Origin of the sequence: Streptomyces sp. NPDC056738 (assembly GCF_042790435.1) — a bacterium.
Taxonomy (GTDB): Bacteria; Actinomycetota; Actinomycetes; order Streptomycetales; family Streptomycetaceae; genus Streptomyces.
This window is the reverse complement of the sequence record NZ_JBHTZF010000003.1, coordinates 488,489-512,499: the sequence shown is the minus strand read 5'-3', so window position 1 is coordinate 512,499 and position 24,011 is coordinate 488,489. Positions and strand designations below refer to the sequence as shown.

Annotated in this window: 20 protein-coding genes and 3 tRNA genes; 11 read left to right on the top strand and 12 right to left on the bottom strand. The window is 72.0% G+C overall.

Annotation, left to right across the window (positions count from 1 at the left end; translation table 11 throughout):
- Positions 1–179 precede the first annotated feature (179 nt).
- Positions 180–1,823, bottom strand: coding sequence for a M4 family metallopeptidase (locus ACFRIC_RS09880; RefSeq protein WP_382782126.1), 1,644 nt, complete (start codon positions 1,821–1,823; stop codon positions 180–182).
- Positions 1,824–2,009: 186 nt separating this feature from the next.
- On the opposite strand from ACFRIC_RS09880, the gene cutA reads away from it, so the two are divergent.
- Positions 2,010–2,336, top strand: coding sequence for a divalent-cation tolerance protein CutA (gene cutA / locus ACFRIC_RS09875; RefSeq protein ID WP_382782123.1), 327 nt, complete (start codon positions 2,010–2,012; stop codon positions 2,334–2,336).
- Positions 2,337–2,368: 32 nt separating this feature from the next.
- Positions 2,369–2,833: a gamma-glutamylcyclotransferase gene (locus tag ACFRIC_RS09870; protein ID WP_382782120.1), complete on the top strand. Its 465-nt coding sequence runs from the start codon at positions 2,369–2,371 to the stop codon at positions 2,831–2,833.
- A gap of 23 nt (positions 2,834–2,856) precedes the next feature.
- Here the strand turns inward: ACFRIC_RS09870 and ACFRIC_RS09865 are convergent, their stop codons facing one another.
- On the bottom strand, positions 2,857–3,108 hold the full coding sequence (locus tag ACFRIC_RS09865; protein WP_382782117.1) for a hypothetical protein: 252 nt from the start codon (positions 3,106–3,108) through the stop codon (positions 2,857–2,859).
- A gap of 123 nt (positions 3,109–3,231) precedes the next feature.
- Positions 3,232–3,945, bottom strand: a complete 714-nt coding sequence (locus ACFRIC_RS09860) for a vancomycin high temperature exclusion protein (RefSeq protein ID WP_382782114.1) — start codon at positions 3,943–3,945, stop codon at positions 3,232–3,234.
- A gap of 336 nt (positions 3,946–4,281) precedes the next feature.
- On the opposite strand from ACFRIC_RS09860, the gene ACFRIC_RS09855 reads away from it, so the two are divergent.
- The 5 genes from ACFRIC_RS09855 (at position 4,282) to ACFRIC_RS09835 (ending at position 11,717) form a co-directional block, all read left to right on the top strand.
- On the top strand, positions 4,282–5,097 hold the full coding sequence (locus ACFRIC_RS09855; protein ID WP_382782758.1) for a sirohydrochlorin chelatase: 816 nt from the start codon (positions 4,282–4,284) through the stop codon (positions 5,095–5,097).
- An 81-nt stretch (positions 5,098–5,178) separates the two neighbouring features.
- Positions 5,179–6,687 carry a deoxyguanosinetriphosphate triphosphohydrolase gene (locus ACFRIC_RS09850; RefSeq protein WP_382782111.1) on the top strand — a complete coding sequence of 503 codons (1,509 nt, stop codon included), beginning with the start codon at positions 5,179–5,181 and terminating at the stop codon, positions 6,685–6,687.
- Between the two features lie 93 nt (positions 6,688–6,780).
- Complete coding sequence (locus ACFRIC_RS09845) at positions 6,781–8,046, top strand: NAD(P)/FAD-dependent oxidoreductase (protein WP_382782108.1); 1,266 nt, start codon at positions 6,781–6,783, stop codon at positions 8,044–8,046.
- A 225-nt stretch (positions 8,047–8,271) separates the two neighbouring features.
- Positions 8,272–10,176, top strand: coding sequence for a DNA primase (dnaG, locus tag ACFRIC_RS09840; protein ID WP_382782106.1), 1,905 nt, complete (start codon positions 8,272–8,274; stop codon positions 10,174–10,176).
- Between the two features lie 236 nt (positions 10,177–10,412).
- Positions 10,413–11,717 (top strand): RNA polymerase sigma factor, encoded by a 1,305-nt coding sequence (locus ACFRIC_RS09835; protein WP_382782103.1) that lies wholly within the window; start codon positions 10,413–10,415, stop codon positions 11,715–11,717.
- A gap of 145 nt (positions 11,718–11,862) precedes the next feature.
- Here the strand turns inward: ACFRIC_RS09835 and ACFRIC_RS09830 are convergent, their stop codons facing one another.
- The 4 genes from ACFRIC_RS09830 to ACFRIC_RS09815 form a co-directional block, all read right to left on the bottom strand.
- A complete protein-coding gene (locus ACFRIC_RS09830) occupies positions 11,863–13,791 on the bottom strand; it encodes an ABC transporter ATP-binding protein (protein WP_382782099.1) in 1,929 nt (642 codons plus the stop codon).
- Positions 13,791–15,524 (bottom strand): ABC transporter ATP-binding protein, encoded by a 1,734-nt coding sequence (locus ACFRIC_RS09825; protein ID WP_382782095.1) that lies wholly within the window; start codon positions 15,522–15,524, stop codon positions 13,791–13,793. Before ACFRIC_RS09825 ends, ACFRIC_RS09830 begins: the two co-directional genes overlap by 1 nt.
- Positions 15,525–15,693: 169 nt before the next feature.
- A complete protein-coding gene (locus ACFRIC_RS09820) occupies positions 15,694–17,148 on the bottom strand; it encodes an FGGY family carbohydrate kinase (protein ID WP_382782092.1) in 1,455 nt (484 codons plus the stop codon).
- Between the two features lie 130 nt (positions 17,149–17,278).
- Complete coding sequence (locus tag ACFRIC_RS09815; RefSeq protein ID WP_355765017.1) at positions 17,279–17,584, bottom strand: YtxH domain-containing protein; 306 nt, start codon at positions 17,582–17,584, stop codon at positions 17,279–17,281.
- 144 nt (positions 17,585–17,728) lie between these two features.
- On the opposite strand from ACFRIC_RS09815, the gene ACFRIC_RS09810 reads away from it, so the two are divergent.
- The 4 genes from ACFRIC_RS09810 to ACFRIC_RS09795 all read left to right on the top strand — a co-directional run bounded on the left by ACFRIC_RS09810 (position 17,729) and on the right by ACFRIC_RS09795 (position 19,840).
- Positions 17,729–17,801, top strand: a tRNA-Asn gene (locus ACFRIC_RS09810).
- 5 nt (positions 17,802–17,806) lie between these two features.
- Positions 17,807–17,879, top strand: a tRNA-Asn gene (locus tag ACFRIC_RS09805).
- Positions 17,880–18,044: 165 nt separating this feature from the next.
- Positions 18,045–18,121: transfer RNA gene (locus tag ACFRIC_RS09800), tRNA-Ile, on the top strand.
- 519 nt (positions 18,122–18,640) lie between these two features.
- Complete coding sequence (locus tag ACFRIC_RS09795) at positions 18,641–19,840, top strand: helix-turn-helix domain-containing protein (protein ID WP_382782088.1); 1,200 nt, start codon at positions 18,641–18,643, stop codon at positions 19,838–19,840.
- A gap of 245 nt (positions 19,841–20,085) precedes the next feature.
- On the opposite strand, the gene ACFRIC_RS09790 is transcribed toward ACFRIC_RS09795, so the two are convergent.
- The 5 genes from ACFRIC_RS09790 to ACFRIC_RS09770 form a co-directional block, all read right to left on the bottom strand.
- On the bottom strand, positions 20,086–20,865 hold the full coding sequence (locus ACFRIC_RS09790) for a D-Ala-D-Ala carboxypeptidase family metallohydrolase (RefSeq protein WP_382782085.1): 780 nt from the start codon (positions 20,863–20,865) through the stop codon (positions 20,086–20,088).
- 44 nt (positions 20,866–20,909) lie between these two features.
- Positions 20,910–21,323, bottom strand: coding sequence for a hypothetical protein (locus ACFRIC_RS09785; RefSeq protein WP_359025992.1), 414 nt, complete (start codon positions 21,321–21,323; stop codon positions 20,910–20,912).
- A gap of 32 nt (positions 21,324–21,355) precedes the next feature.
- Positions 21,356–21,748, bottom strand: a complete 393-nt coding sequence (locus ACFRIC_RS09780) for a hypothetical protein (RefSeq protein ID WP_382782082.1) — start codon at positions 21,746–21,748, stop codon at positions 21,356–21,358.
- A gap of 50 nt (positions 21,749–21,798) precedes the next feature.
- Positions 21,799–23,139: a GH25 family lysozyme gene (locus ACFRIC_RS09775; protein ID WP_382782080.1), complete on the bottom strand. Its 1,341-nt coding sequence runs from the start codon at positions 23,137–23,139 to the stop codon at positions 21,799–21,801.
- 319 nt (positions 23,140–23,458) lie between these two features.
- Positions 23,459–23,695 carry a hypothetical protein gene (locus ACFRIC_RS09770; RefSeq protein ID WP_382782078.1) on the bottom strand — a complete coding sequence of 79 codons (237 nt, stop codon included), beginning with the start codon at positions 23,693–23,695 and terminating at the stop codon, positions 23,459–23,461.
- Positions 23,696–24,011 lie beyond the last annotated feature (316 nt).

Genomic DNA, 24,011 nt, shown 5'->3' with positions numbered 1-24,011 from the left:
GGGGGGGTTTTGTGGTTGTCGGGGGGGGGGGGGGAGAACTCGCCCCCGCGGGGGCGGTACTTGTTCTGGGGGGGGGGGGGCCCGGCCACCGGGCCGCCCCCGCCCCACGGCGACCGGGACCCCCTCGCGGCCGGAGCGCCGGAAGGGCTCCGCGGCGGCCGGAGGGTGTCCGGCGCGGGTCAGCCCACGGAGACCGCCGACCAGGCCGCGGCCACGGCGGCGTACTCGGTGCTGCCCGCCCCGTAGAGGTCCTTGGCCGCGTTCAGCGTGGCGGTGCGCGCACCCGCGTAGTTCGTGGAGGACGTCATGTAGACCGTCAGCGCGCGGTACCAGATCTTGCCGACCTTGTCGTGGCCGATGCCGGTGACGGTGGCGCCGTTGCAGGTGGGGGAGTCGTACGAGACCCCGCCCACGGTCTTCGGACCGCTGCCCTCCGAGAGCAGATAGGCGAAGTGGTTGGCGACGCCGGAGGAGTAGTGGACGTCGAGGTTGCCGACCGAACTGCTCCAGCAGTCGGCCGAGTTGCCGTCCTTGGAGGGTTTGTCCATGAAGCGCAGGGCGGGTTTGCCGAAGCCGGGCCGGACGATCTTCTCGCCGATCAGGTAGTCACCCGGGTCCGAGGCGTTGCCCGCGTACCACTCCACCATGGTCCCGAAGATGTCCGACGTCGCCTCGTTGAGGCCGCCGGACTCGCCCGAGTACGTCAGCGCGGCCGTCTTCGAGGTCACCCCGTGCGACATCTCGTGCCCGGCGACGTCCAGCGCGACCAGCGGCCCGAACGTCGAGCCGTCACCGTCGCCGTACGTCATGCAGAAGCAACTGTCGTCCCAGAAGGCGTTGTTGTAGTTCTTGCCGTAGTGGACGCGGTTGTACGAGCCCTTGCCGTCGCCCGCGATGCCGTTGCGGCCGTGGACGTTCTTGTAGTAGTCCCAGGTCGCGTCGGTGCCGTACTGCGCGTCCACCGCCGCGGAGGAGCGGTCCGAGGTCGTGCCCGAGCCCCAGTGGTTGTCGGCGTCGGTGAAGAGCGTCGCGGGCGCCCGGCTGATGCAGATCCCGAAGATGCACAGGTCCGTCTTGTTCGCCGCGTCGCCCGTGTACGTGTTCCCGCGCGTCGGGTCCTTGAGCTGGTACGCCGATCCGGACGCGGTCGTCTCCAGCGGAACCGTGCCGCCGTAGAGGGAGTTGCCGTCGCCCGTCGCGGTCTCGACGCTGTCCCACGCGTCGATCCGCGCGCCGGTGCGGGCGTCGGTCAGGATCGTGCGCGCGACCGGGTTGCCGAGGGCGTCCTGGCCCACGGCGTCGGTGCGCCAGGCGAGCCGCGGAGTGCCGTGCAGGGCGTCGACGACCAGCCGCGGCTTGGCCGTGACCTTCTTCAGCGCCTCGCCGGGGTTGGCGGCGCGCAGCGCGTTCACCGCGAGGCCGGCCGCCTTCGCGCCGGAGAGCTGCGGGGTGACGCTGGTGAGCGAGATCGCCTTCCGTGTCGCCCGGTCGGCGCCGCGGTAGGAACCGTCCCGCGTCAGGTGGACCACGAAGTCGCCGCCGAGCACGGGGAGTTCGCGGTAGGTCCGGTCGTAGCGCACGTGCTGGGTGCCGTCCTTGTCGACGACGACGTCCCGGACGGTGGTGCCCTGGGCCGAGGTGAGACCCAGGTTCGCGGCGTGGGCCGTGAGCACCGAGGCCGCGTTCTCGATCGCGGTCGCCCGGGTGGGCGCGCTGTCGGCGTTCGCGGCCGGGGCGAGCGCGGCGGCCAGCAGGGTGGCCGTCGTCACGGCGGCGCCGGCGGTGGCGAGAGAGGAACCGCGGATGTGCCGTATTCGACTCATCGGTCTCCTTGGGGAGGTGCCTCGGGGAGGCGCGTGGGGGAGGGGCGTGGGGGGAGAGGGCCTGTGGGGAGGCACGGAAAGCCGCTCCGATTTAAAGGTGCATGACATGTCATGTCCATAGAGGCGACCGAGTGCGTGCGGGATGCGGCGAGAATCGTTTCCGTACCCTCACGAATGGAGGCGATCATGGAACAGCCGGTCTGCCTGGCCGTCCTGACCACGACGGACGCGGCGGAGAAGGCGGAGGCGCTGGCCCGGGGCGCGGTGGCGGCGCGGGTCGCGGCCTGTGCCCAGATCTCGGGGCCGGTCACGTCCGTCTACCGCTGGCAGGGCGCCGTGGAGACGGCCTCCGAGTGGAGGGTCCAGTTCAAGACGACCGTCGCGCGCTACCCGGCGCTGGAGGAATTCCTCCTGGACGCCCACGACTACGACACGCCCGAGATCATCGCCACCCCGGTGGTGGCGGGAAGCCCGGACTATCTGCGCTGGCTGGAGGAGGAAACGGCCCCTTGAGCCCCGTCGATCCCTTGAGCTCTGTCGGCCCCTTGAGCCCCGTCGGCCCATCGGGCGGAGGGGAGTCGCCCGGTGAAGGGGAACTCCCCTTCTTCGTCTACGGCACCCTGCGTCCCGGCGAACACAATCACGACCTGTTCCTGCGCGGCCGTACCCGCTCCGAGGAACCGGGGCGGATGCGCGGGCTCGCCCTCTACGCCGGGCCCGGATACCCGTACGCCGTCGACGAGCCCGGTGGCGCGGTGTACGGCGAGATCGTGACCGCGCGGCCCGAGGCGTACGAGGAACTGCTCGCGGAACTGGACGAGTTGGAGGAGTACGTGCCGGGCGATGCGGCCTGCCTGTACGAGCGGGTCGCGCGGGACGCCGTACGCGCCGACGGCGTCACGGTCGTACGGACCTGGGTGTACGTCGCCGCGCCCGCGGTGGCGGCGCGCCTGCGCTCCGGCGGCGAACGGATCGAGGACGGCGACTGGCGCGGTCGGCGGGCGTCCTGACCCCGGCCCGGACGGCCCGGCGGTCAGGGAGCTTTCGTCGCCCCGGAGCCGGAGCCGGAGCCGGAGCCGGAGCCGGAGCCGGAGCCGGAGCCGGACTCGGACTCGGACCCGGACCGACCGGCGGGTTCGTACGCGTCCGTCGACGGGGAGCCGGGGTGCGCGCCCGGCTCGGGGGCCCGCGTCGAGCAGGAGCTGACTCCGATGCCCAGGGCGGCACCGACGGCCGCCCCGCTGAGCGCGAGGATACGGCGTCGGGTCAAGTCGCGGTCGGCCATGGCCGCACCCTAGGGGCCTGAACGACCCCGGCTCCGGGGGCGCACGGAACGGCCACCCGCACGGGTGCACGTCGGTCCCGGCGGGGAGGGCGCCGTGTCCACCCCCGGTGCGGACGTCCCTCGCTATCGGGCCGCCGCCAGGGCGCGGGTCACCCCGTGCTCCTTCGGGCCGAGGAAACGCGGATCGGGTTCGAACACGGCGTCCAGGGCGGCCTTGCCCGCCGCGAAGATCTCCCGGGTGTTGCCGTAGTACCAGGTGACGTCGTGCTTGGCGGCCACGCCGATCCCGTACGAGCGCACGCCCGCCGTCCGGCACAGGGCGAGAGCGCGCCGGATGTGGAAGTCCTGGCTGATCAGGACGGCCTCGTGGACACCGAAGATCTTCCGGGCGCGGACGCAGGAGTCCCAGGTGTCGAAGCCGGCGTAGTCGCTGACGATCCGCCGGTCGGGCACTCCGTGCGCGGTGAGGTAGGAACGCATCGCGTCCGGCTCGTCGTAGTCCTCGCGGCTGTTGTCACCGGTGACCAGGACGACCTCGATCCGGCCGGCCCGGTACAGCTTCGCCGCGGCGTCCAGGCGGTGGGCGAGGTACGGGGAGGGCTCGCCGTCCCACAGCCCGGCGCCGAAGACGATCGCGACCTCGGTGCGCGGGGCGTCCGCCGTCGTCCGCAGCCGGTCGCCCGTCGACACGTGCAGCCAGGTCGCCGGGAGCAGCGCCAGCACGCAGAGGCCCATCAGCGTCTGCACGGCCCGCCTCTGGGCGCGGCGGGTGCGGGGCAGCGACGGCAGACGGAGCGCTCGCGGTCTGCGCAGGCTCGGACGCTTCAGGCGCGGCATGGTCGGTGTCCCCCAGAGATCGTCACACGGACGAAGACGCATCGTAGGGCCGTCCGGTTCACCCGGACACGCCGACCCCGGCCCGTCCGTGGGGAAAGAGCCGCAGGTGAGGACCCCTCACACCGTGCCGCCGCCGATCCGCGGAGCACTGGAAGACGCCGGACACGCCCATGCAACGGCCCGGCAACCTGCCGCCGCCAGGATCGACGCATGACGGCCTCGAACCCCGCTCGCGACGCGTTCCCCCACCGCTTCGGCGGTCCGCCGCCCCGCGGCGCCCACGTCGAAGGCCACATCGACGGCCCCGCCGAGGGTCTCGGCACCGCGGCGCAGCTCATGAACAGCATCGCCGGCCAGCTCGGCAGCCGGCTCGCCCTCGTCGCGCCCGACGGCACCCGCCGTCCCGCGCCGCCCGCCCTCGTCCTGGTCGCCCACGGCAGCCGGGACCCGCGCGCGCTCGCCACCGTACGCACCCTGATCGAACGCGTCCGCGAGCTGCGCCCGCACCTGGACGTGCACCTCGGACACATCGAGCTGAACGAACCCCTCCTCGCCGACACGCTCGCCTCCCTCGCCGGCCGGCAGGACACCGTCCTCGTGCCGCTGCTGCTCGGCCGCGGCCACCACGTCCGGCGCGACATCCCCGAGACCGCCGCCGCCGTCCCCGGCCTGCGCGCCCGGCTCGCCGAACCGCTCGGCCCGCACCCGCTGCTCGTGGAGACCCTCTACGCCCGCCTCGTCGAGGCCGGTTGGCGCACCCGGACGAGCGACGCGGCCCGCCGCGCGAGCGCCGTCGTCCTGGCCTCCGCCGGGTCACGCGCCCCGGAATCGGCCGCGGACACCCGCCGCACCGCCCAGATGCTCGCCGAACGCCTCGGCGTCCCGGTCGTCCCGGCGTACGCCTCCGCCGCCGCGCCCACCGTCACCGCAGCCGTGCGCTCGCTGGCCGCCCGCGGCCGCCACCGGATCGCCGTCGCCTCGTACTTCACCGCCCCCGGCCGCTTCGCCACGCAGGTCGCCGAGGAGGCCCCCTGGATCTGCGCCGAACCACTCGGCGACCACCCGGCGATGGCCCGTCTCGTCCTGCACCGCTACGACCGGACCATGGCCGCTCCCGGGCCCGCCCCGGAGCGCACGCTGATCCCGGCCTGATCCCGGCGCCTCGCCCCGCGCCCGGCCCGGCGCCGACGCCGCCCCGCCCCGATTGTCACCGCCTGCGTCTACTGTCGGTGCATGGAAGGCATGGCACCGAGGACCGAAGACACCGCACCGCAAGCACACGAGAACAACCCGGCACACAAGAACAACCCGGCCCACGAGCACCGCACGACGTCCGAACACCACACGACGTCCGAACACCACGCGGCGTACGAGAACCACGCGGCCCACGACGTGTACGACCCGTCCGCCGTCGAGCGCTGGGCCGCCGAGCCCGACAAGCGGCCGGGCCGCACCGCCTTCCAGCGCGACCGCGCACGCGTGCTGCACTCCGCGGCCCTGCGCCGCCTCGCCGGCAAGACCCAGGTCGTCACCCCCGGCACGCTTCCCCAGGTGCTCGGCGCGGCCGGGTCCGGCGGGGCGCCCATCCAGGTGTGGGACGCCAGTCCGCGCACCCGGCTGACCCACTCCCTGGAGTGCGCCCAGGTGGGCCGCGAGCTGGGCGCCGCCCTCGGCTGCGACCCGGACCTGGTCGAGGCGGCCTGCCTCTCGCACGACCTGGGCCACCCGCCCTTCGGGCACAACGGTGAGCAGGCGCTCAACGAATTCGCCGAGGACTGCGGCGGGTTCGAGGGCAACGCCCAGTCGCTGCGCCTGCTCACCCGGATCGAACCGAAGCGCTTCGTGCGCAGCGACATGGTGACCCCGGCCTCCGCCGCCGCGGGCGACGACCTCGTCAGCGTCGGCCTCAACCTCACCCGCGCCGCCCTCGACGCCGCCACCAAGTACCCGTGGCCGAGAGGCGCCCGTCCCACCGATCCGAAGTCGCCGAAATTCGGGGTCTACGAGGACGACCGGCCGGTGTTCGACTGGATCCGCGAGGGCGCCCCCGGCACGCGCACGTGCTTCGAGGCCCAGGTGATGGACTGGGCCGACGACGTGGCGTACTCGGTGCACGACGTCGAGGACGGCCTGCACGCGGGCCACATCGACCCGGCCAGCCTGTACGCCGGGCCGGAACGCCGCGAGATCTTCGCCGTGGCCGTCGGGCGGTACGTGCCCGAGGACACCGATCCGGCCGAGCTGGCCGAGGCCCTGGACCGGCTCCTCGGCCAGGAGTGGTGGCCGCACGGGTACGACGGATCGGCCGTCGCGCAGGCCCGCCTGAAGGACGCCACCAGCCAGCTCATCGGCCGTTTCTGCCTGGCCGCCGAGGGCGCCACCCGCGCGCGGTACGGCGGCGGACGCCTCACCCGGTACGCGGCGGAACTGGTCGTGCCGCGCGCCGCCCGGCTGGAGTGCGCCGTGCTCAAGGCCGTCGCCGACCGGTACGTGATGCAGCGCGCCGAACAGGAACTGCTCCGCGCCGACCAGCGGATCGTCGTCGCCGAACTGGCCGAGGCGCTCACCGCCCGCGCCCCCGAGATCCTGGATCCGCAGTTCCGGGCGCTGTTCGACCAGGCGGCCGACGACCGTGCCCGCAAGCGCGTGATCGTGGACCAGATCGCATCTCTCACCGACGCCTCGGCGCGTTCCCTGCACCTCAGACTCACCACGCGTTCCCATGGGAGCGGAGAAGTGTGACCCTGCGTGGCCTGATCGGGCCACTACCCCTTCCCGCATCACGCTCCGTGCGGGAGGCTCGCATATGGCGACATCCTTACGAGGAGGCATCAAGTGGTCGACGCGGATCAGACATTCGTCATCGTCGGAGGAGGCCTGGCAGGCGCCAAGGCGGCCGAGACGCTCCGAGCGGAGGGCTTCACCGGCCGCGTGATACTGATCTGCGACGAGCGCGACCACCCCTACGAACGGCCGCCGCTGTCCAAGGGCTACCTCCTCGGCAAGGAGGGGCGCGACAGCGTCTTCGTGCACGAACCCGCGTGGTACGCGCAGAACGACATCGAGCTGCACCTCGGCCAGACCGTGGACAGGATCGACCGCGCGGCCAAGACCGTCCGCTTCGGTGACGACGGCACCCTCGTCCACTACGACAAACTGCTCATCGTGACCGGCGCCGAGCCGCGCCGCCTCGACATCCCGGGCACCGACCTCGCCGGCGTGCACCACCTGCGCCGCCTCGCCCACGCCGAGCGCCTCAAGGGCGTCCTCTCCGCGCTGGGCCGGGACAACGGCCACCTCGTCATCGCCGGAGCCGGCTGGATCGGCCTGGAGGTGGCCGCGGCGGCCCGCGAGTACGGCGCGGAGGTCACCGTCGTCGAACCCGCGCCGACCCCGCTGCACAACGTGCTCGGCCCCGAGCTGGGCGAGCTCTTCACCGAACTGCACCGCGAGCACGGGGTGCGCTTCCACTTCGGTGCCCAGCTCACCGAGATCGTCGGCCAGGACGGCATGGTGCTGGCCGCCCGCACCGACGACGGCGAGGAGCACCCCGCCCACGATGTCCTCGCCGCCATCGGCGCCGCCCCGCGCACCGGCCTCGCCGAGGCCGCCGGCCTCACGATGGCCGACCGCGCGGACGGCGGGGGCATCGCGGTCGACGAGCAGCTCCGCACCTCCGACCCCGACGTGTACGCCGCCGGCGACGTCGCCTCCTTCCACCACGGCCTCTTCGGCACCCGGCTGCGCGTCGAGCACTGGGCCAACGCCCTCAACGGCGGACCGGCCGCCGCCCGCTCGATGCTGGGCCGGGGGGCGGCGTACGACCGGGTGCCCTACTTCTTCTCCGACCAGTACGACCTGGGCCTGGAGTACTCGGGCTGGGCGCCCCCGGGGACGTACGACCAGGTGGTGATCCGCGGCGACGCCGCCAAGCGGGAGTTCATCGCCTTCTGGGTCAAGGACGGCAGGCTGCTGGCCGGGATGAACGTGAACGTGTGGGACGTCACGGACCCCATCCAGCGGCTGATCCGCTCCCGGGCCCAGGTGGACATCGAAGCGCTCGCCGACCCGCACGTCCCGCTGGAGGGCCTGGCCCCGTGACGGGCCCGTGAGGCCGCCCGACGGCGGCCCGCCGACCGGTTCGTCCGGTCGCCCGGGCCGCACGAGGGCGGCTTCGGCCCGCCGTCCGACGGGCCGCGCGTCCGCCGGTCGGCCGGGTCCGGCGCCGTCCGCCGTGCCGGGGATGTCCGGGGTGTGCCCCCTGGCCCGGCACCGTGGCGGTCCACCTGCCCCGGGAGTGTCGGTGCGGCCCCGTAGAATCACCTCGTGGCAGGCAGGATCAATGACGAGGACGTGAAGGCGGTTCGGGACGCGGTCCCGATCGACGCCGTGGTGTCCGAGTACCTCCAGCTACGCAACGCGGGCGGCGGAAACCTCAAGGGCCTCTGCCCCTTCCACGACGAGAAGTCCCCCTCCTTCCAGGTCAGCCCCAGCAAGGGCCTCTTCCACTGCTTCGGCTGCCAGGAGGGCGGCGACACCATCACGTTCGTGATGAAGGTCGACCACCTCACCTTCTCCGAGTCGGTCGAGCGCCTCGCCGCCCAGGCCGGCATCACCCTGCGTTACGAGGAGGGCGGGTACAACCCCGCCCACCAGCGCGGCGAGCGCATCCGCCTGGTCGAGGCGCACAAGGCCGCCGCCCAGTTCTACATCGAGCAGCTCGGCACCAGCCCCGAGGCCGACACGGGCCGCACGTTCCTCGCCGAGCGCGGCTTCGACCAGGCCGCCGCCGCCCACTTCGGCGTCGGCTACAGCCCCCAGGGCTGGGACCACCTCACCCGCCATCTGCGCGGCAAGGGCTTCACCGACAAGGAACTGGTCCTCTCCGGCCTCGCCCAGGAAGGCCGCCGCGGCCCCATCGACCGCTTCCGCGGCCGCCTCATGTGGCCGATCCGTGACATCGGCGGCGAGGTCGTCGGCTTCGGCGCCCGCAAGCTCTACGAGTCCGACAACGGCCCGAAGTACCTGAACACGCCCGACACCGCGATCTACAAGAAGTCCCAGGTCCTGTACGGCATCGACCTCGCCAAGAAGGACATCGCCAAGAGCAGCCGGGCGGTCGTCGTCGAGGGCTACACCGACGTCATGGCCTGCCACCTGGCCGGGATCACCACGGCCATCGCGACCTGCGGCACCGCGTTCGGCGGCGACCACATCAAGATCCTCCGCCGGCTCCTGATGGACAACGGCTCGGCCCGGGTGATCTTCACCTTCGACGGCGACGCGGCCGGCCAGAAGGCCGCCCTGCGCGCCTTCGAGGACGACCAGAAGTTCGCCGCCGAGACCTACATCGCCATCGCGCCCGACGGCATGGACCCCTGCGAACTGCGTCTGGCCAAGGGCGACGAGGCCGTCGCCGACCTGGTCGAACCCCGCACCCCGCTCTTCGAGTTCGCGCTGCGCCAGATCGTCCTGCGCTACGACCTGGAGACCCCGGCGGGCCGCGCGGCCGCGCTCGACGAGGCCGCCCCGGTCGTCGCCCGCATCAAGAACAGCGGCGCGCAGCACGAGGTGGCCGTGCAGCTCGCCGGCATGCTCGGCATCCTCGACACCCAGTTCGTCGTCAAGAGGGTCGCCCAGCTCGCCCGTTGGGCCCGCGACCGCGGCGGCATGGGCCCCGCGCCCGCCGGCGGACGCCCCCAGCAGACGTACGCGGCCGCCCCGCAGGCATCCACCGGCGGACCCGCCCTCACCCTGCGCAACCCCGTCTTCGCCACCGAGCGCGAGCTGCTCAAACTCGCCCTCCAGCGTCCCGAGTTGGTCTCCCCGGCGTTCGACGCCTACGGCATGGACGAGTTCACCGCCCCGCCCTACGCCGCCGTGCGCCAGGCCGTGATGGACGCGGGCGGCGCCGAGTTCGGCGTCCAGGACCCCCAGGAGTTCCTGATCCGGGTCCGCGACGCCGCCCCGGACGACACCGTGCGCGCCATGGTCACCGAGCTGGCCGTCGAGGCGATCCTGCGCAAGACCGTCGACGAGACGTACGCGGGCGACCAGCTCGTCATGGTCCGCCGCCGCGCCGTCGACCGCCGCATCCGGGACGTCCAGGGCTCCCTGTCCCGCCTCAGCGCGGGCGGCGACCCGGCCCAGCTCGCCGCCGTGCAGAACGAGCTGTGGGTGCTCCAGCAGTACGGCCAGGCCCTGCGCGAGCGGGGCGCCGAAGCCCTCTGAGGCGCGGCGCGCGCCCCTCCGGAGCTGTTCCGGGAGCGGCCCCGCGGGGCCGCCGGGGCCGGACGGGCGGCCGAGGCGGCCCGGCACATGCCAATCCCGTAGTCGCTTCCGCAGGTTTCGTCCCGGCTGAGCTGCGCACTCGTCCGGGGCAGTAACCAAGCGGTCACGGACCGGACGCAAAAAGTCACCGCACGCCCCTCGTGGCGGCGATGTGTCGTACTCCACACTGGGTTCCGGTGCCTGAGTCCTCGGAGCGCGGCCGACCCGCACGCGACGGGTTCCCCATCCCCGCGGTTCCGCCAAACGACTGTGGGATGGACAGCGGCGAGACCGTCGACCCCATCCCCGACACACCGCTGCCGCACGCCTCAGCAGCGACATTCCTGGAGGTCGCCCCCGTGCAGACCCAGACCCTCGCCCAGACCGACAACACCACCGACACGGACGCGGATCCCGGCGTCGTCGGGGCGGTCCCCGCGCAGCGGCGTGCCGCGCACCACCCCGAGGGCGGGCCGGACGGCCCTCCCGAGGCCCTCGAAGAGGCACCCGGGGCGGAGGTCGAGGTGGAGGTGGAGACCGAGGCCCCCGAACCGGTGGAGCCCGCCCGGAGCCGCGCCGCCGACACCGGCGGCCCCTCCTCCGACCTGTTCCGCCAGTATCTGCGCGAGATCGGGCGGATCCCCCTGCTCACGGCGGCCGAGGAGGTCGAACTCGCCCGCCGCGTCGAGGCCGGGCTGTTCGCCGAGGAGAAGCTCCGGCTCACGCCCGACCTCGACAGCCAGCTCGCCCTGGACCTGGACAAGATCGTCGTCATGGGCCGGATGGCGAAGCGCCGGCTCATCGAGGCGAACCTGCGGCTCGTCGTCTCCGTGGCCAAGCGGTACGTGGGGCGCGGTCTGACCATGCTCGACCTCGTCCAGGAGGGCAACCTCGGCCTGATCAGGGCCGTCGAGAAGTTCGACTACGCCCGCGGCTACAAGTTCTCCACGTACGCCACCTGGTGGATCCGGCAGGCCATGTCGCGCGCGCTGGCCGACCAGGCGCGCACCATCCGCGTCCCCGTGCACGTGGTCGAGCTGATCAACCGGGTGGTCCGCGTCCAGCGGCGGATGCTCCAGGAGCGCGGTTACGAGCCCACGCCCGAGGAGGTCGCGGCGCAGCTCGACCTGTCCGGCGAGCGGGTGAGCGAGGTCCTGCGGCTGGCCCAGGAGCCGGTGTCCCTGCACGCCCCCGTGGGCGAGGAGGACGACGTGGCCCTCGGTGACCTCATCGAGGACGGCGACGCGACGTCTCCGGTGGAGTCCGCCGCGTTCCTGCTGCTCCGGCAGCATCTGGAGGCGGTGCTGTCCACGCTCGGGGAGCGGGAGCGGAAGGTGGTCCAGCTTCGGTACGGGCTCGCGGACGGGCGTCCGCGGACGCTGGAGGAGATCGGGCGCATCTTCGGTGTCACGCGCGAGCGCATCCGGCAGATCGAGTCCAAGACGCTCAACAAGCTGCGGGACCATGCCTTCGCCGACCAGCTCCGGGGTTATCTGGACTGAGGGGGCTCGCCGGGCAACGGCTTTCTTCGCCCCCTCCGCCCCTTCCCGTCCCGTAGCGGGGGCGCTGCCCCCGGACCCCCGCTCCTCAAACGCCGGAGGGGCTGAATCCTCCGGCGTCTTCAGCGGGGGCCCGGAAGCGCGGGGCCTAGTCGACCTCGGCCACCGCCTGGGCGAACTGGGCCTGGTAGAGGCGGGCGTAGGCGCCGCCCGACTCCAGCAGGTCCGCGTGGGCGCCCTGTTCCACGATGGACCCGTTCTCCATCACGAGGATGGTGTCCGCGTCCCGGATGGTCGACAGACGGTGGGCGATCACGAACGACGTCCGCCCGTGCGCCAGCTTCGCCATCGCCTTCTGGATCAGCACCTCGGTCCGGGTGTCGACGGAGCTGGTCGCCTCGTCGAGCACCAGGATCACCGGGTCCGACAGGAAGGCCCGGGCGATCGTGATGAGCTGCTTCTCGCCCGCGCTGACCCCCGTCCCCTCGTCGTCGATCACCGTGTCGTAGCCGTCGGGCAGGGTGCGGATGAACCGGTCGGCGTGCGCGGCGCGCGCCGCCTCCTCGATCTCCCCGCGCGTGACGTCCCGCGAGGCCCCGTACGCGATGTTGTCGGCGATCGAGCCCCCGAACAGCCAGGTGTCCTGGAGCACCATGCCTATCCCCGACCGCAGCTCGTCACGGGACATGGAGGTCACGTCGACCCCGTCGAGGGTGATCCGGCCGCCCGTGACGTCGTAGAACCGCATGAGCAGGTTCACCAGGGTCGTCTTGCCGGCGCCGGTCGGGCCGACGATGGCCACCGTGTGGCCCGGCTCCACCTTCAGCGAGAGATCCTCGATGAGCGGCTTCTCCGGGTCGTACCGGAAGGAGACGTGCTCCAGCGCCACCCGCCCGCGCAGTTCCTCGGGACGGGCCGACACCGTCGGGTCCGCCTCCTGCTCGTCGGCGTCCAGGACCTCGAAGACCCGCTCCGCCGACGCGACACCCGACTGCACCAGGTTCGCCATCGACGCGACCTGCGTCAGCGGCATGGAGAACTGGCGGGAGTACTGGATGAAGGCCTGCACGTCACCGATCGACAGCGAGCCCGAGGCCACCCGCAGCCCGCCGACCACCGCCACCAGCACGTAGTTCAGGTTCGACACGAACATCATCAGCGGCTGCATGACGCCGCTGTTGAACTGCGCCCGGAAACCGGCCTCGTACAGCTTGTCGTTCTGCTCGGCGAACTGCGCCGCCGACTCGTCCGCCCGCCCGAACACCTTCACCAGGTTGTGGCCGGTGTACATCTCCTCGATGTGGGCGTTGAGCTTGCCGGTGGTGCGCCACTGCTGCACGAAGTGCGGCTGCGAGCGCTTGCCGACCCGGGTGGCCACGACGAAGGACAGCGGCACCGTGACCAGCGCGACGAGCGCGAGCAGCGGCGACACCCAGAACATCATCGCGAGCACGCCCACGATGGTCAGCAGCGAGTTGACGAGCTGGCCCATCGACTGCTGGAGCGTCTGCTGGATGTTGTCCATGTCGTTCGTCGCGCGGCTGAGCACCTCACCGCGCTGGCGCTTGTCGAAGTACGACAGCGGCAGCCGCGACAGTTTCGCCTGCAGGTCCTCGCGCATGCGGTAGACGGTCTTGTTGACGGCCCGGTTCACGAGCCGCGTCGCCACCGCCATCAGCAGACCGGCCAGCAGGAACGTACCGAGCGCGAGCAGCAGCACGTGCCCGACGGCGGTGAAGTCGATGCCCTGGCCGGGCGTGAAGTCCGTCCCCGAGAGCATGTCGGCGACGCCGCCCTTGCCGCTCGCGCGCAGCGAGTCGAGGGCCTGCTCCTTGGTGGCCCCGGCCGGCATCTGGCGTCCGACGATCCCCGCGAAGACCAGGTCGGTGGCCCGGCCGAGGATCTTCGGGCCGACCACCGAGAGCCCCACGCTCAGCACGACGGCGGCGAGCATCACGTACAGCGTGGCGCGCTCGGGCTTGAAGTGGGTGAGGAGCCGCTGGCCCGACACCTTGAAATCCATCGAGCGCTGGTCGGGGCCGCCCCCGGCCATCATGCGTCCCATGGGCCCTGCCATCAGGCGGCCTCCGCTTCCGTGAGCTGGGAGAGCACGATCTCCCGGTAGGTCTCGTTGTCCGCCATCAGTTCGTGATGCCGTCCGGTGCCGACGACCCTGCCCTCGTCGAGGACCACGATCCGGTCGGCCTCCCTGATGGTCGACACCCGCTGGGCCACGATCACCACGGTCGCCTCCGCGGTCTCCTCGGTGAGCGCCGCGCGCAGCGCCGCGTCGGTCGCGTAGTCGAGGGCCGAGAAGGAGTCGTCGAACAGGTAGATCTCGGGGCGCTGCACGAGCGTGCGGGCGATCGCCAGGCGCTGGCGCTGGCCGCCGGACACGTTCGTCCCGCCCTGCGCGATCGGTGAGTCGAGCCCGTTCTCCAGCGCTTCCACGAAGCCCTTGGCCTGCGCCACCTCCAGCGCGTGCCACAGCTCCTCGTCGGTCGCCTCGGGGTTGCCGTACCGCAGGTTCGTGGCGACCGTCCCCGCGAACAGGTAGGGCTTCTGCGGGACCAGTCCGACCGTCCTGGCCAGCAGCTTCGGATCGATCGTCGCGACGTCCACGCCGTCGACGAGCACCTGGCCGTCGGTGGCGTCGAACAGGCGCGGGATCATGCCGAGCAGCGTCGACTTGCCGCTGCCGGTCGAACCGATGACCGCGGTGACCTCACCGGGGCGGGCGACCAGGTCGACGGCCTTCAGGACCGGCTCCTCGGCGCCCGGGTAGCGGAATCCGGCCGCGCGGATCTCCAGGTGGCCGTGCCGGCGCAGTTCCAGGACCGGGGCGGCGGGCGGGACCACACTGCTCTCGGTGCCCAGGACCTCCTGGATGCGCTCGGCGCAGACCTCCGCGCGCGGCACCATCATGAACATGAAGGTGGCCATCATCACGGACATCACGATCTGCATCAGGTAGGCGAGGAACGCGGTCAGATCGCCGATCTGCATGCCGCCGCTGTCGATGCGGTGGGCGCCGAACCAGACCACCGCGATGGACGACAGGTTCACCACCGTCATGACGATCGGGAACATCAGGGCCAGCATCCGGCCGGTGGCCAGCGACGTCTCCGTGAGCTCGGTGTTGGCGCCCCTGAAGCGGTCCTTCTCGTAGCCGTCGCGCACGAACGCGCGGATCACGCGGTTGCCGGTGATCTGCTCGCGCAGCACCCGGTTCACGGTGTCCAGGCGGACCTGCATGGTGCGGAACAGCGGGCGCAGCCGGCGCACGATGAGCGTCACGCAGATGCCGAGGGTCGGCACCACGGCGACGAGCACCGCGGACAGCGGCACGTCCAGGCCGAGGGCCAGGATGATCCCGCCCACACACATGATCGGCGCCGACACCAGCAGGGTGAACGTCATCAGGGCGAGCATCTGCACCTGCTGGACGTCATTGGTCGTGCGGGTGATCAGCGACGGTGCCCCGAAGTGGCCCATCTCACGTGCCGAGAAGGACTGGACGCGGTCGAAGACGGCCGCGCGGATGTCCCGGCCCACCGCTGACGCCGTACGGGCGCCGTAGTAGACGGCTCCGATGTTGCAGACGACCTGGGCCAGCGAGATGCCGATCATCAGGGCGCCGAAGGACAGGATGTAACCCGTGTCACCCTTCACGACACCGTTGTCGATGATGTGCGCGTTGAGGGTGGGCAGGTAGAGCGTGGCGCAGGTCTGCAGGAACTGCAGCAGCACCAGCAGGGCGATGGGTTTCTTGTACGGACTGAGGTGGGTCCGCAGGAGTCGTATGAGCACGCGGGGTCTCTCGGAATCGTGGACGGCGGGGGTGACCGACGGGTTGTGCATGATGCACGCACCACCCCCTATCGTCGGACACTCCCCCCGCGTTACCTCAACCGATTAACCCAAGTGCGGTCCAAAAATGGACGCCGCCTCCGTCTTCGGACGTACGTCCGTCAAGGCGTTACGCCCGGAACGCCCCGGGATGCGTCTGTTCGCGTACGGAGACGTACTGCTGCCGTACGGCCTGCCCCACGGCGAGTTCGTCGCCGGGCTCCAGCACCTGGGCGACCGGACCCTGCCACATCGGCGGGGTCCGCGGGTCGAGCGTGCCCCGCGAGACGCCGAGGGCCCAGGCCGCCTGACGGGCCGCGCCGAGCGCCGCGTAGTCCGCGGGCTGCGGTACGACGACCTGCGCGCCGAACAGCGCGGGCGCCACGGCCTGGACGGCGGGCAGCTCGGCGGCCTGGCCGAGCAGGAAGATCCGGCGCACGTCCACACCCCGGCCGCGCAGCACGTCCAGCGCGTCCGCGAGCCCGCAGAGCATGCCCTCGAAGGAGGCCCGCGCCAGGTGCTCGGGCTTCATCGACTCCCGGCGCAGCCCGGCCAGCGTCCCCGCCGTGTGCGGCAGGCTCGGGGTCCGCTCGCCCTCCAGGTACGGCAGCAGGACGAGCCCGTGCGAGCCCGGCGTCGACTTCATCGCCAGCTCGGACAGACCCTCCAGGTCCGGCACGCCGAGCAGCTCCGCGGTGCCGCGCAGGGCCCGTACGGCGTTGAGCGTGGTGACGACCGGAAGATGCATGCCGGTCGCGTCGGCCAGTGAGGTGATCATGCCGGTGGAGTCCGCCAGCGCCTCGGGGTGGACGGCCATCACGGAGCCGGAGGCGCCCAGCGACACCACCGCGTCGCCGAGCCCGATGCCGAGCCCGAACGCCGCCGCCATCGTCTCGCCGGTCCCGGCGGATATCAGGAGCCCCTCGGGCGTGGTCCCCGCGGCCTCGGAGGGGCCGAGCACGTCCGGGAGCCCCGCCTGATGGCCGAGCGCCAGTTCGACGAGGTCCTGCCGGTACGCGCCCGTCGCCGCCGACCAGTACCCGGTGCCCGAGGCCCCGCCGCGGTCCGTGGTCCTGCGCACGGGGCGGCCGAGGAGCTGCCACACCAGCCAGTCGTGGGCCTGCAGCAGCATGCTGGTGCGCCGCGCGGCCTCGGGCTCGGTCTTGCTCAGCCAGCGCAGCTTGGTGACCGGCTGCGCGGCCTGCGGGACGCTGCCCACCGCCTGGGCCCAGGCCTCGCGTCCGCCGAGCGCGTCGATCAGATCGGCCGCGGCGACCTGCGCCCGCTTGTCCCCGCCGACCATCGCGGGGCGCACGGTGTTGCCCTGCGGGTCGAGCGGGACCAGCCCGTTCTGCTGGGCCGACACGCCGATGGCCTGGACGCCTTCGAGGAGCCCGCCGCCCGCCGCCTCGCCCAGGGACAGCAGCCAGGCCTGCGGATCCACGTCGGAAGGACGGCCGCCACCCTCGCCGCTGTCGACCGGATGTGGCGCATACCCCTGCCTGAGCACGGCACCCGTGTCCGTGTCGCAGACGACGATGCGAGTGAAATCGGGCGCACTGTCCAGCCCGGCGACTATCCCCATGGCGGAAATTCTGCCGTACGGCGCGAGTCCGTGGCGCCGGGCCGGTACACGGGCCTCCGCAGGACCGCCGCGCAGGGGGGAGGCGGCGGCGCCGGTGCCGTGACCCGGCCCGGCGCCGCCTCCTCGGCCCCTAGGTGTTGCTGGTGCCCCAGTCGTCCTCGCCGGCGCCGGTCCCGTTCCGCTCGCGCAGGGAACGCACCCGGTCCGTGACCGAGTCGGGGACACGGTCGCCGACCTTCTCGCTCACGGTGTGCAGCGCCTTGCCCGCGATCTCGCGGCTCTGCTGGGCCGCGGTCTCCGCGGTGTTGCGCACCGCGGGGTTCTGCGCGACCTGGCGCATGGACTTCTTCAGCTGTTCGTAGCGCTCGCGCCCGGCCCGCGTGCCGAGCACGTAACCCAGGGCCAGTCCGGCGACGAACGTGAGCCGGTAGCGCATGACGGCCACCCTTCCCTTGCGTCGGCATCGGTGTGGAGGGAACCGATTGGCGGAGCACCCCCCTGCTTGCGCTAATGTATGTGTCGCAGCGAGCGCACGCCCCCTGGCGAATACCCAGGTAGGTGCGTTCGATGCAAAGATCAATCCTCCGTAGCTCAATTGGCAGAGCAGCCGGCTGTTAACCGGCAGGTTACTGGTTCGAGTCCAGTCGGGGGAGCTCGATCTCCTGTAGCTCAATTGGCAGAGCAGCCGGCTGTTAACCGGCAGGTTACTGGTTCGAGTCCAGTCGGGAGAGCAACGAAAGAGGGCCCTTCGGGGTCCTTTTTCATGTCCGCAGGGACCGCCCAGGGCATGCCGAAGGCGTCATGGTCACGCGAAGCAGACCAGCCGGAGCAGGAGATCGTATGAGCGGCTATGCTGCGGCAGACGGCGCGCACAAATGTGCGCGGCGCGCCGTAACGGGGCGGTAGCTCAGCCGGTTAGAGCAGCGGACTCATAATCCGTCGGCCGTGGGTTCGAGTCCCACCCGCCCCACCACTGGCTACGCGAGGACAGGCCGTCAGGCCTGCGTCAGGCCCACGGCAGGCGTCGACGGCTGCCGGAGACCCACGGAGTCCGTCCGGCTCCTTCCCCGGGATTCCCGGGCACGCGAGACAGCACCATGGCGCCAGCGGGACGACCGTCCCCACCCCCTCCTCGCGGCCCGGTTACGCGCCTCGTCCGACATCGCGGCGCGGTCTGCGCGGCGGCGTTCGGCCCCGACGGGCGGTCGCTGGCCGCGGGACGCGAGAGAGCGACCGTCACCCTGTGGAATGTCACCGACCCCGCGCACCTGACCGCGACCGCCGCACTCGGCGGGCACCGCGGCGCCGCGCGGGCTCCGGCCGCGCCGGCGGCGCCTCTCCTTGACGGTTCGCCGGTGACGACTGGTGACGGTCTTTCAAATAGCGTCATTTCAGCGGTCGTTGACGATCGCATTCCGGCACTCAAAGGGCGCGCACAGTTTCCGCGGTGTAGCTTCTACCCGTCAGTAGAGGCTTGAGCAAGGGTGGATACGTGGCTGACCCTTCGCAAACCGAGAAGTTCGCCGCCTTCCTTCGGATGCTGAAGGACCGCAGCGGCCGGGGCTACGACCGCCTCGGCAAGGAAGCGGGCGTCAGCGGCTCCAGTCTGCATCGCTACTGCTCCGGCCTCGGCGTCCCGGGCGACTACCGGGTCGTGCACTCCTTCGGAAAGGTGTGCGGGGCCAGTCCGGAGGAGCTCCGCGAACTCCACCGGCTGTGGGCGCTGGCGGACACCGACCGGAACGTACCGGCCGCGGCCACCGCGGCCGGTACGACCGCCCCGGCCGTCCCGACCGGCGAGGGCGAAGGGGAACCGGGTCCGAAGGCGGCTTCGGCGAAGGTCGCTTCGGCGGCGGAGGCTCCGGCCGGGTCCGCCGGGACGGCACCCGGACCGGGTGACGCCGTCGCGCCGCAGACCGATACCGCCGGGGCCGGGGAGCCCCGACGGGGACGGCTGCCCGAGAAGCTGTCCTCGCGGTTCGCGGTCCTGGCCGCCGCGGTCGTGGCCGTGACGGGGCTGGTGGCCGGCTTCGTATGGATGCCCGCCGATCCTCCGCCGACGTCCGAGGAGGGGCTGCTGTACTCCTCCGCGTGCAAGTCGGTCAGCATGGGCCAGCACGACGAGTGCGTGCGCGAGGTCCAGACGCTCCTGGTGCGGGCCAAGGGCAGGCTCGCCGTCGACGGTGACTTCGGGCCCGAGACCCTGCGCCGGCTGACCGCGTTCCAGGTGCTGGCGGGCATGCCGGCCAGCAGTGTCGTCGACGAGGGGACGAAGAAGGCGCTCTACGCGCAGCAGGTGAGCATGGCCACCTGGTCGCCGGACCGCGTGACGAAGCGGATCCGCGAGGTGTTCGCCGAGGACCCGGGCACCGCCGTGGCCATCGCCCGCTGCGCCTCCTTCCTCGACCCGTTGTGGGTGCTGCCCAACACCAACGGCAGCCGCAACTGGGGTGTCTTCCAGATCTCCGACGTCCGCCTGCGGGAGCTCGGCGGCACCCCGCGGCGGGCGTTCGACCCGGAGTGGAACATCCGGGCGGCCCACCGGTTGTGGAGCGTCCGGCACGACTTCCACGACTGGCCCTCCTGCGAGGCCGCCCTGAAGGACTCCAAGGAGTCCAAGGACACGAAGGACACGAAGGGCTCCCAGGGCGTGAAGGCCTCGGCGGGCGCGAAGGGCGCGGCGAAGAGCTGACGCCGGAAGGCCGCATCGGAGAGGTGGACGGAGCGGTGGAGCACGGAGGTCCCGGGTACTGCCCCGCGATACCCGGGACCTCCGCGTTCCGGATCACCGGGACCCGGAACTCCGTGGCGCCGGGACCTCCGTGCTCCCGATCACCGGGACCCTCGGCTCGTGAACTTCGGCTCGGGGGTCACCGGCACCGGGCCCGGCACCGGGATCCCCGGCACAGGGACCCCGGCCCCGGATCACCGGGAGCGTCAGACCGTGCCGCTCTCCCACCACCAGTCGCGGCCGAGGTCGGCCCGGCTGTCGACGTGCTGGTGGTCGACGGTGTACCGCTCCAGGCCGGAGAACCCGCAGGTCTCCGCCTTCTGGTAGACGGTCTTGGTGGCCACGCCGGGGACGTCGAGGTCGGCCGCGGTGCCGTACAGGTGCATGCTGTCGCTGGCCCCGCCGATGTCGGCGTTGTGCGCGATGCTGCGGAAGCCGGAGTTGACCGTGATCGGCTTGTCGCCGAGCTTCTTGCGCAGCGCCTCCAGCTTGTACATGCAGCGCCGGGCGTTCTCCTTCGCGGCCGCCGCGCTCACCTTGCCGCCGTTGAACGTGCCGCTCGACTGGTCCACGAACTCACTCCAGTTGAAGTGGGCCGTGGAACCGTCCGACTGCTCCAGCGCGTTGAGCTTCGCCTGGGTGTTCGGACCGGCGACCCCGTCGTCGTCGAGCCCGTACGCCGCCTGGAACCGCTTGACCGCCGCGAACGTGCCGGGACCGAAGTCGCCGTCGAGGCCGACCCGGGTGTGGCTCGCGCTGTCGGCCGCCCAGCCCGCCACGCGGATCTGCAGCTCCAGCACGTCGGCGCCGCTGTCGCCCTGCTTCATCGTGCGCGACCACGAGTAGGCCTGCGCGGTACCGGAGAGCAGCAGCGGGCTCAACGCCAGGCCGGCGCCGACGGCCAGCGTGCCGCGCAGCATGCTGCGGCGGTCGAGCGGGCGGCTGCCGACGGAGCGGCCGCCGGCGGAACGGAAGAGGAAGGTCATCGTCGTCCTTTCGGAACGGTGGTGCGAGAGGAGGCGGAGCGAGGTCAGTAGGCGAGCTGGAAGTTCACGTTCTGGGCGAAGGTGTCGTACGGGCCGACGCGCAGGACGAAGCGTGTGCCGTCCTTGACGTCCGTGGCGACGGTCGCCCACGGGGTGCCGTGCAGGGAGTACGTGTTGTCGTGGTTGCACTTGTCGGTGTGGTCGATGAACACCACACACGCGTACAGGAAGCTCTGGTCGTCCGTGGTGAGCCGCATGTTGATGTCACCGCACCGCGAGGACGTGGTGAAGGGGCCGTAGTCCCTGGGGCCCGCCTGGTAGCGGTAGTTCAGGGTCTTCGCTCCGCCGTAGCAGCTGGTCGCCGCGGCCGAGGACTGTGCGGCGGCGGGCGCGGCACCCGCTCCCAGCAGCGCGGCCACGGTGACGAGAGCCGAGGCGAGCGCCTTGGTCCTGCTCATGATGGTCTCCGTTCGTGAAGTGGGGGAGAGGGTCAGAAGGCGATCTGGAAGGTGGCCGAACTGCCTTCCAGGTCGACGCCGTTGGGCACGGTGAACCGGGTTCCGTTCAGGACGTCGGTGGCGATGGTCGTCCAGTTGCGGCCGATCTTGGTCCAGTAGTTGCAGCCACTGGCCCGCGCGAACTGCACGCAGGCCCAGCCGAAATCGGCGTCGCCGCCGGTCATCCGCATGTTGATGTCCGTGCAGCGGCTCGTGGTCACGTACGGGCCGAAGTCGCGGACCTCCCCGTAGTGCACGGTGACCGCTCCGCCGTAACAGCTCGTGGCGGCGGTGGCGGTGGTGGCGGCCGAGGCGGGCGCCGGGACGGTGAAGCCCAGCGTGACGAGCAGGGCGACGAGGGAGGCACGGGCGAACCGGGCGGTCATGGGGACGCTCCTCGGTACGGAGGCGGAGGCGGAGGCGGTCGCGGCGGGGATCACCGGTTCGCCAGCCGGTCGAGATCGGCCTGGGTGCCGTTGAACACGTCGCCGGTCGCCGGCGCCCGCAGACCCGGGAAGATCGCGGCGTCGGTGTACTGCCACATCGTCCAGGTCGCCGAGCCGTTCGGCACCGGAGGCTGGGTGATCGACTGGCGGTAGTCCGCGAGTTGCAGCGGATACCGGGCGAAGGCGGTGGTCGAGCCCATGCAGTCGTCCAGGAAGGACTTCTGGGTGTAGATCATCGGAACGCGGCCGAAGGCGTTCTCCACCCGGTCGAGCCAGGCCTTGGCGTCGGCCACCGTGCCGTAGGTGGGACAGCGCCCGCTGCCGTCGTCCATGCGCTCCAGGTCGAAGATCGGCGGAAGGTCGCCCGCCCGCTTCCCGGTGTAGCCGGTCGCCCGCACGGCGGCGATGAACCGGTCGGCCTGCGCGGCACCCGTGTCGGCCGCCGTGCCCGTGTAGAAGTGGTACGGCGCCACGGCCAGCCCCGCCGTCCTGGCCCCTTCGAGGTCGGTGGCGAGGTATTCGTCGGTGACGTTCGTGCCGCGGGTGGCCTTGACCGTCGCGAACTCGGCGCCCGAGGCCCGTACGGCCTTCCAGTCGATCGGCGCGCCGCCGGGGTGCTGGTACTTGGCCGTGTCCAGGCCGTCGATCGGGTGGCCGGCGGGGTGGGGCGGCGTGCAGTACGCGTTACGGCTGGACCAGTCGACCAGCTTCGCCCAGGTGTTGGGGCCCACGGTGCCGTCGGCACTGAGGTTGGCGCAGTGCTGGAGCTCGACGACCCGGTCCTCGGTGCCGCCCCCGAAGTCGCCGTCGACGGTCAGCGGCGGATAGTGGAACGGCTCCATGGCCAGGTTCAGCCGGCACTGGACCTCCTTGACCTCCTCGCTCTTCGCGCCCTTCTTCAGGGTCGGGCGCGCGTCGGTGTGGCCGCACACGGTCGCCTGCGCCGTCCCCGCCGTGCCCTGGGTCGAGCAGGTGTGCGGCTGTGCGGCCCAGGAGTTCAGCGCCGCCCAGGTCTGCGGTCCGAGCACGCCGTCCGCGCTCAGCCCGGCGCACCGCTGGAACTCCTTCACCCGCGTCTCGGTCGCCGCTCCGAACGAGCCGTCCGCCGCGATCGGCGTGTACCGGCTCGGCTTCGTCGCCAGGTCGAGTTGGCACTGCGCCTCGACCGTCGCGTCCCCCGTGGATCCCTGCTTGAGCGTGGGCTGTTCGCTCGTGTGCCCGCAGACCGCGACCGCGGCGGCCGGCGCCGCCTGCACCGCCGCGGGTCCGCACAGGGGCAGGACCGCTGCCACGGCGAGGGTCAGGCCCCGCAGTAGCGTCCTTGTTCCCATCTGGTGTTCCCCCTCTGATCAGTGGCCGGGAAACCTCCGGCCGCCGATCAGGCTGGCAGCGACTGCCCCGCGGCGGATCCTCTCGATCCGGATAGGGACGGCGGGACAGTCCCACCTACGTGACCTGCGGGAACGCGGTACCTCTGGGACGGGCGTGGGACACGGGCGGCGACACCGGCGCCCGGTCGGGCCCGAGGGAGGACCTCGGTCGCCGGGGCGGACCCGGGCCGGCCCGGGGAGCGGACGGTCGGCCGCCCCGGAACGGGACGGTCAAGCGCCCCCGGAACGGGACGGTCAGGCGCCCCCCGGAACGGGACGGTCAGCCGTCCCCGGAACGCTTCCCGGCGAGGAACCCCACCACCTCCCCGGGCACGAGGTGCCCGGCCTCCGGTTCGTCCCACTGGACGGGATGGATGCCGTGGTCCGCGAGACTCCGCACGAACCCCTCGGGCAGCCTGTCGCCCTCGACCAGGTGGAGATCGAGGAGTGCCTTCCGCGCCGAAGGCTCCAGAGCTTCCCACCACTGCGTGAGGCGCGCGCTGTGTGTGCTGTTCATACGCCCAGGTGAACACGGACAAACGGCGGCGAACAACCGAAAACGCCGTTCGCGTCGGACCCGGCCGGACCGGACGGCGCCGCCGGGGCGGAGCCGCGACGGAACATGCTGCTCGGAGGGTAGGAGTGGCACATCCGTGGGCACCATGCGTCTATGCGCGTCGACGAGGACGCCGGTCTCATCAGTCATGAGGAGGGGTCATGAACCGTCAGATCCGGATTCGCGTCAACCGTCGGCCCGCCGCTCCGCGCGAGATGCCGATCGACCGCAGGACGCCCTCGGGCCGTCTCCTGCCGTACTGACGCGCACGCGCCCC

What these genes read in the sequence shown, in the direction of transcription:
- ACFRIC_RS09880 (WP_382782126.1), bottom strand. Translation starts at nt 1,823, where the DNA reads ATGAGTCGAATACGGCACATCCGCGGTTCCTCTCTCGCCACCGCCGGC.
- cutA (WP_382782123.1), top strand. Translation starts at nt 2,010, where the DNA reads ATGGAACAGCCGGTCTGCCTGGCCGTCCTGACCACGACGGACGCGGCG.
- ACFRIC_RS09865 (WP_382782117.1), bottom strand. Translation starts at nt 3,108, where the DNA reads ATGGCCGACCGCGACTTGACCCGACGCCGTATCCTCGCGCTCAGCGGG.
- ACFRIC_RS09860 (WP_382782114.1), bottom strand. Translation starts at nt 3,945, where the DNA reads ATGCCGCGCCTGAAGCGTCCGAGCCTGCGCAGACCGCGAGCGCTCCGT.
- ACFRIC_RS09855 (WP_382782758.1), top strand. Translation starts at nt 4,282, where the DNA reads ATGAACAGCATCGCCGGCCAGCTCGGCAGCCGGCTCGCCCTCGTCGCG.
- ACFRIC_RS09850 (WP_382782111.1), top strand. Translation starts at nt 5,179, where the DNA reads ATGGAAGGCATGGCACCGAGGACCGAAGACACCGCACCGCAAGCACAC.
- ACFRIC_RS09830 (WP_382782099.1), bottom strand. Translation starts at nt 13,791, where the DNA reads ATGGCAGGGCCCATGGGACGCATGATGGCCGGGGGCGGCCCCGACCAG.
- ACFRIC_RS09820 (WP_382782092.1), bottom strand. Translation starts at nt 17,148, where the DNA reads ATGGGGATAGTCGCCGGGCTGGACAGTGCGCCCGATTTCACTCGCATC.
- ACFRIC_RS09815 (WP_355765017.1), bottom strand. Translation starts at nt 17,584, where the DNA reads ATGCGCTACCGGCTCACGTTCGTCGCCGGACTGGCCCTGGGTTACGTG.
- ACFRIC_RS09790 (WP_382782085.1), bottom strand. Translation starts at nt 20,865, where the DNA reads ATGACCTTCCTCTTCCGTTCCGCCGGCGGCCGCTCCGTCGGCAGCCGC.
- ACFRIC_RS09785 (WP_359025992.1), bottom strand. Translation starts at nt 21,323, where the DNA reads ATGAGCAGGACCAAGGCGCTCGCCTCGGCTCTCGTCACCGTGGCCGCG.
- ACFRIC_RS09780 (WP_382782082.1), bottom strand. Translation starts at nt 21,748, where the DNA reads ATGACCGCCCGGTTCGCCCGTGCCTCCCTCGTCGCCCTGCTCGTCACG.
- ACFRIC_RS09775 (WP_382782080.1), bottom strand. Translation starts at nt 23,139, where the DNA reads ATGGGAACAAGGACGCTACTGCGGGGCCTGACCCTCGCCGTGGCAGCG.
- ACFRIC_RS09770 (WP_382782078.1), bottom strand. Translation starts at nt 23,695, where the DNA reads ATGAACAGCACACACAGCGCGCGCCTCACGCAGTGGTGGGAAGCTCTG.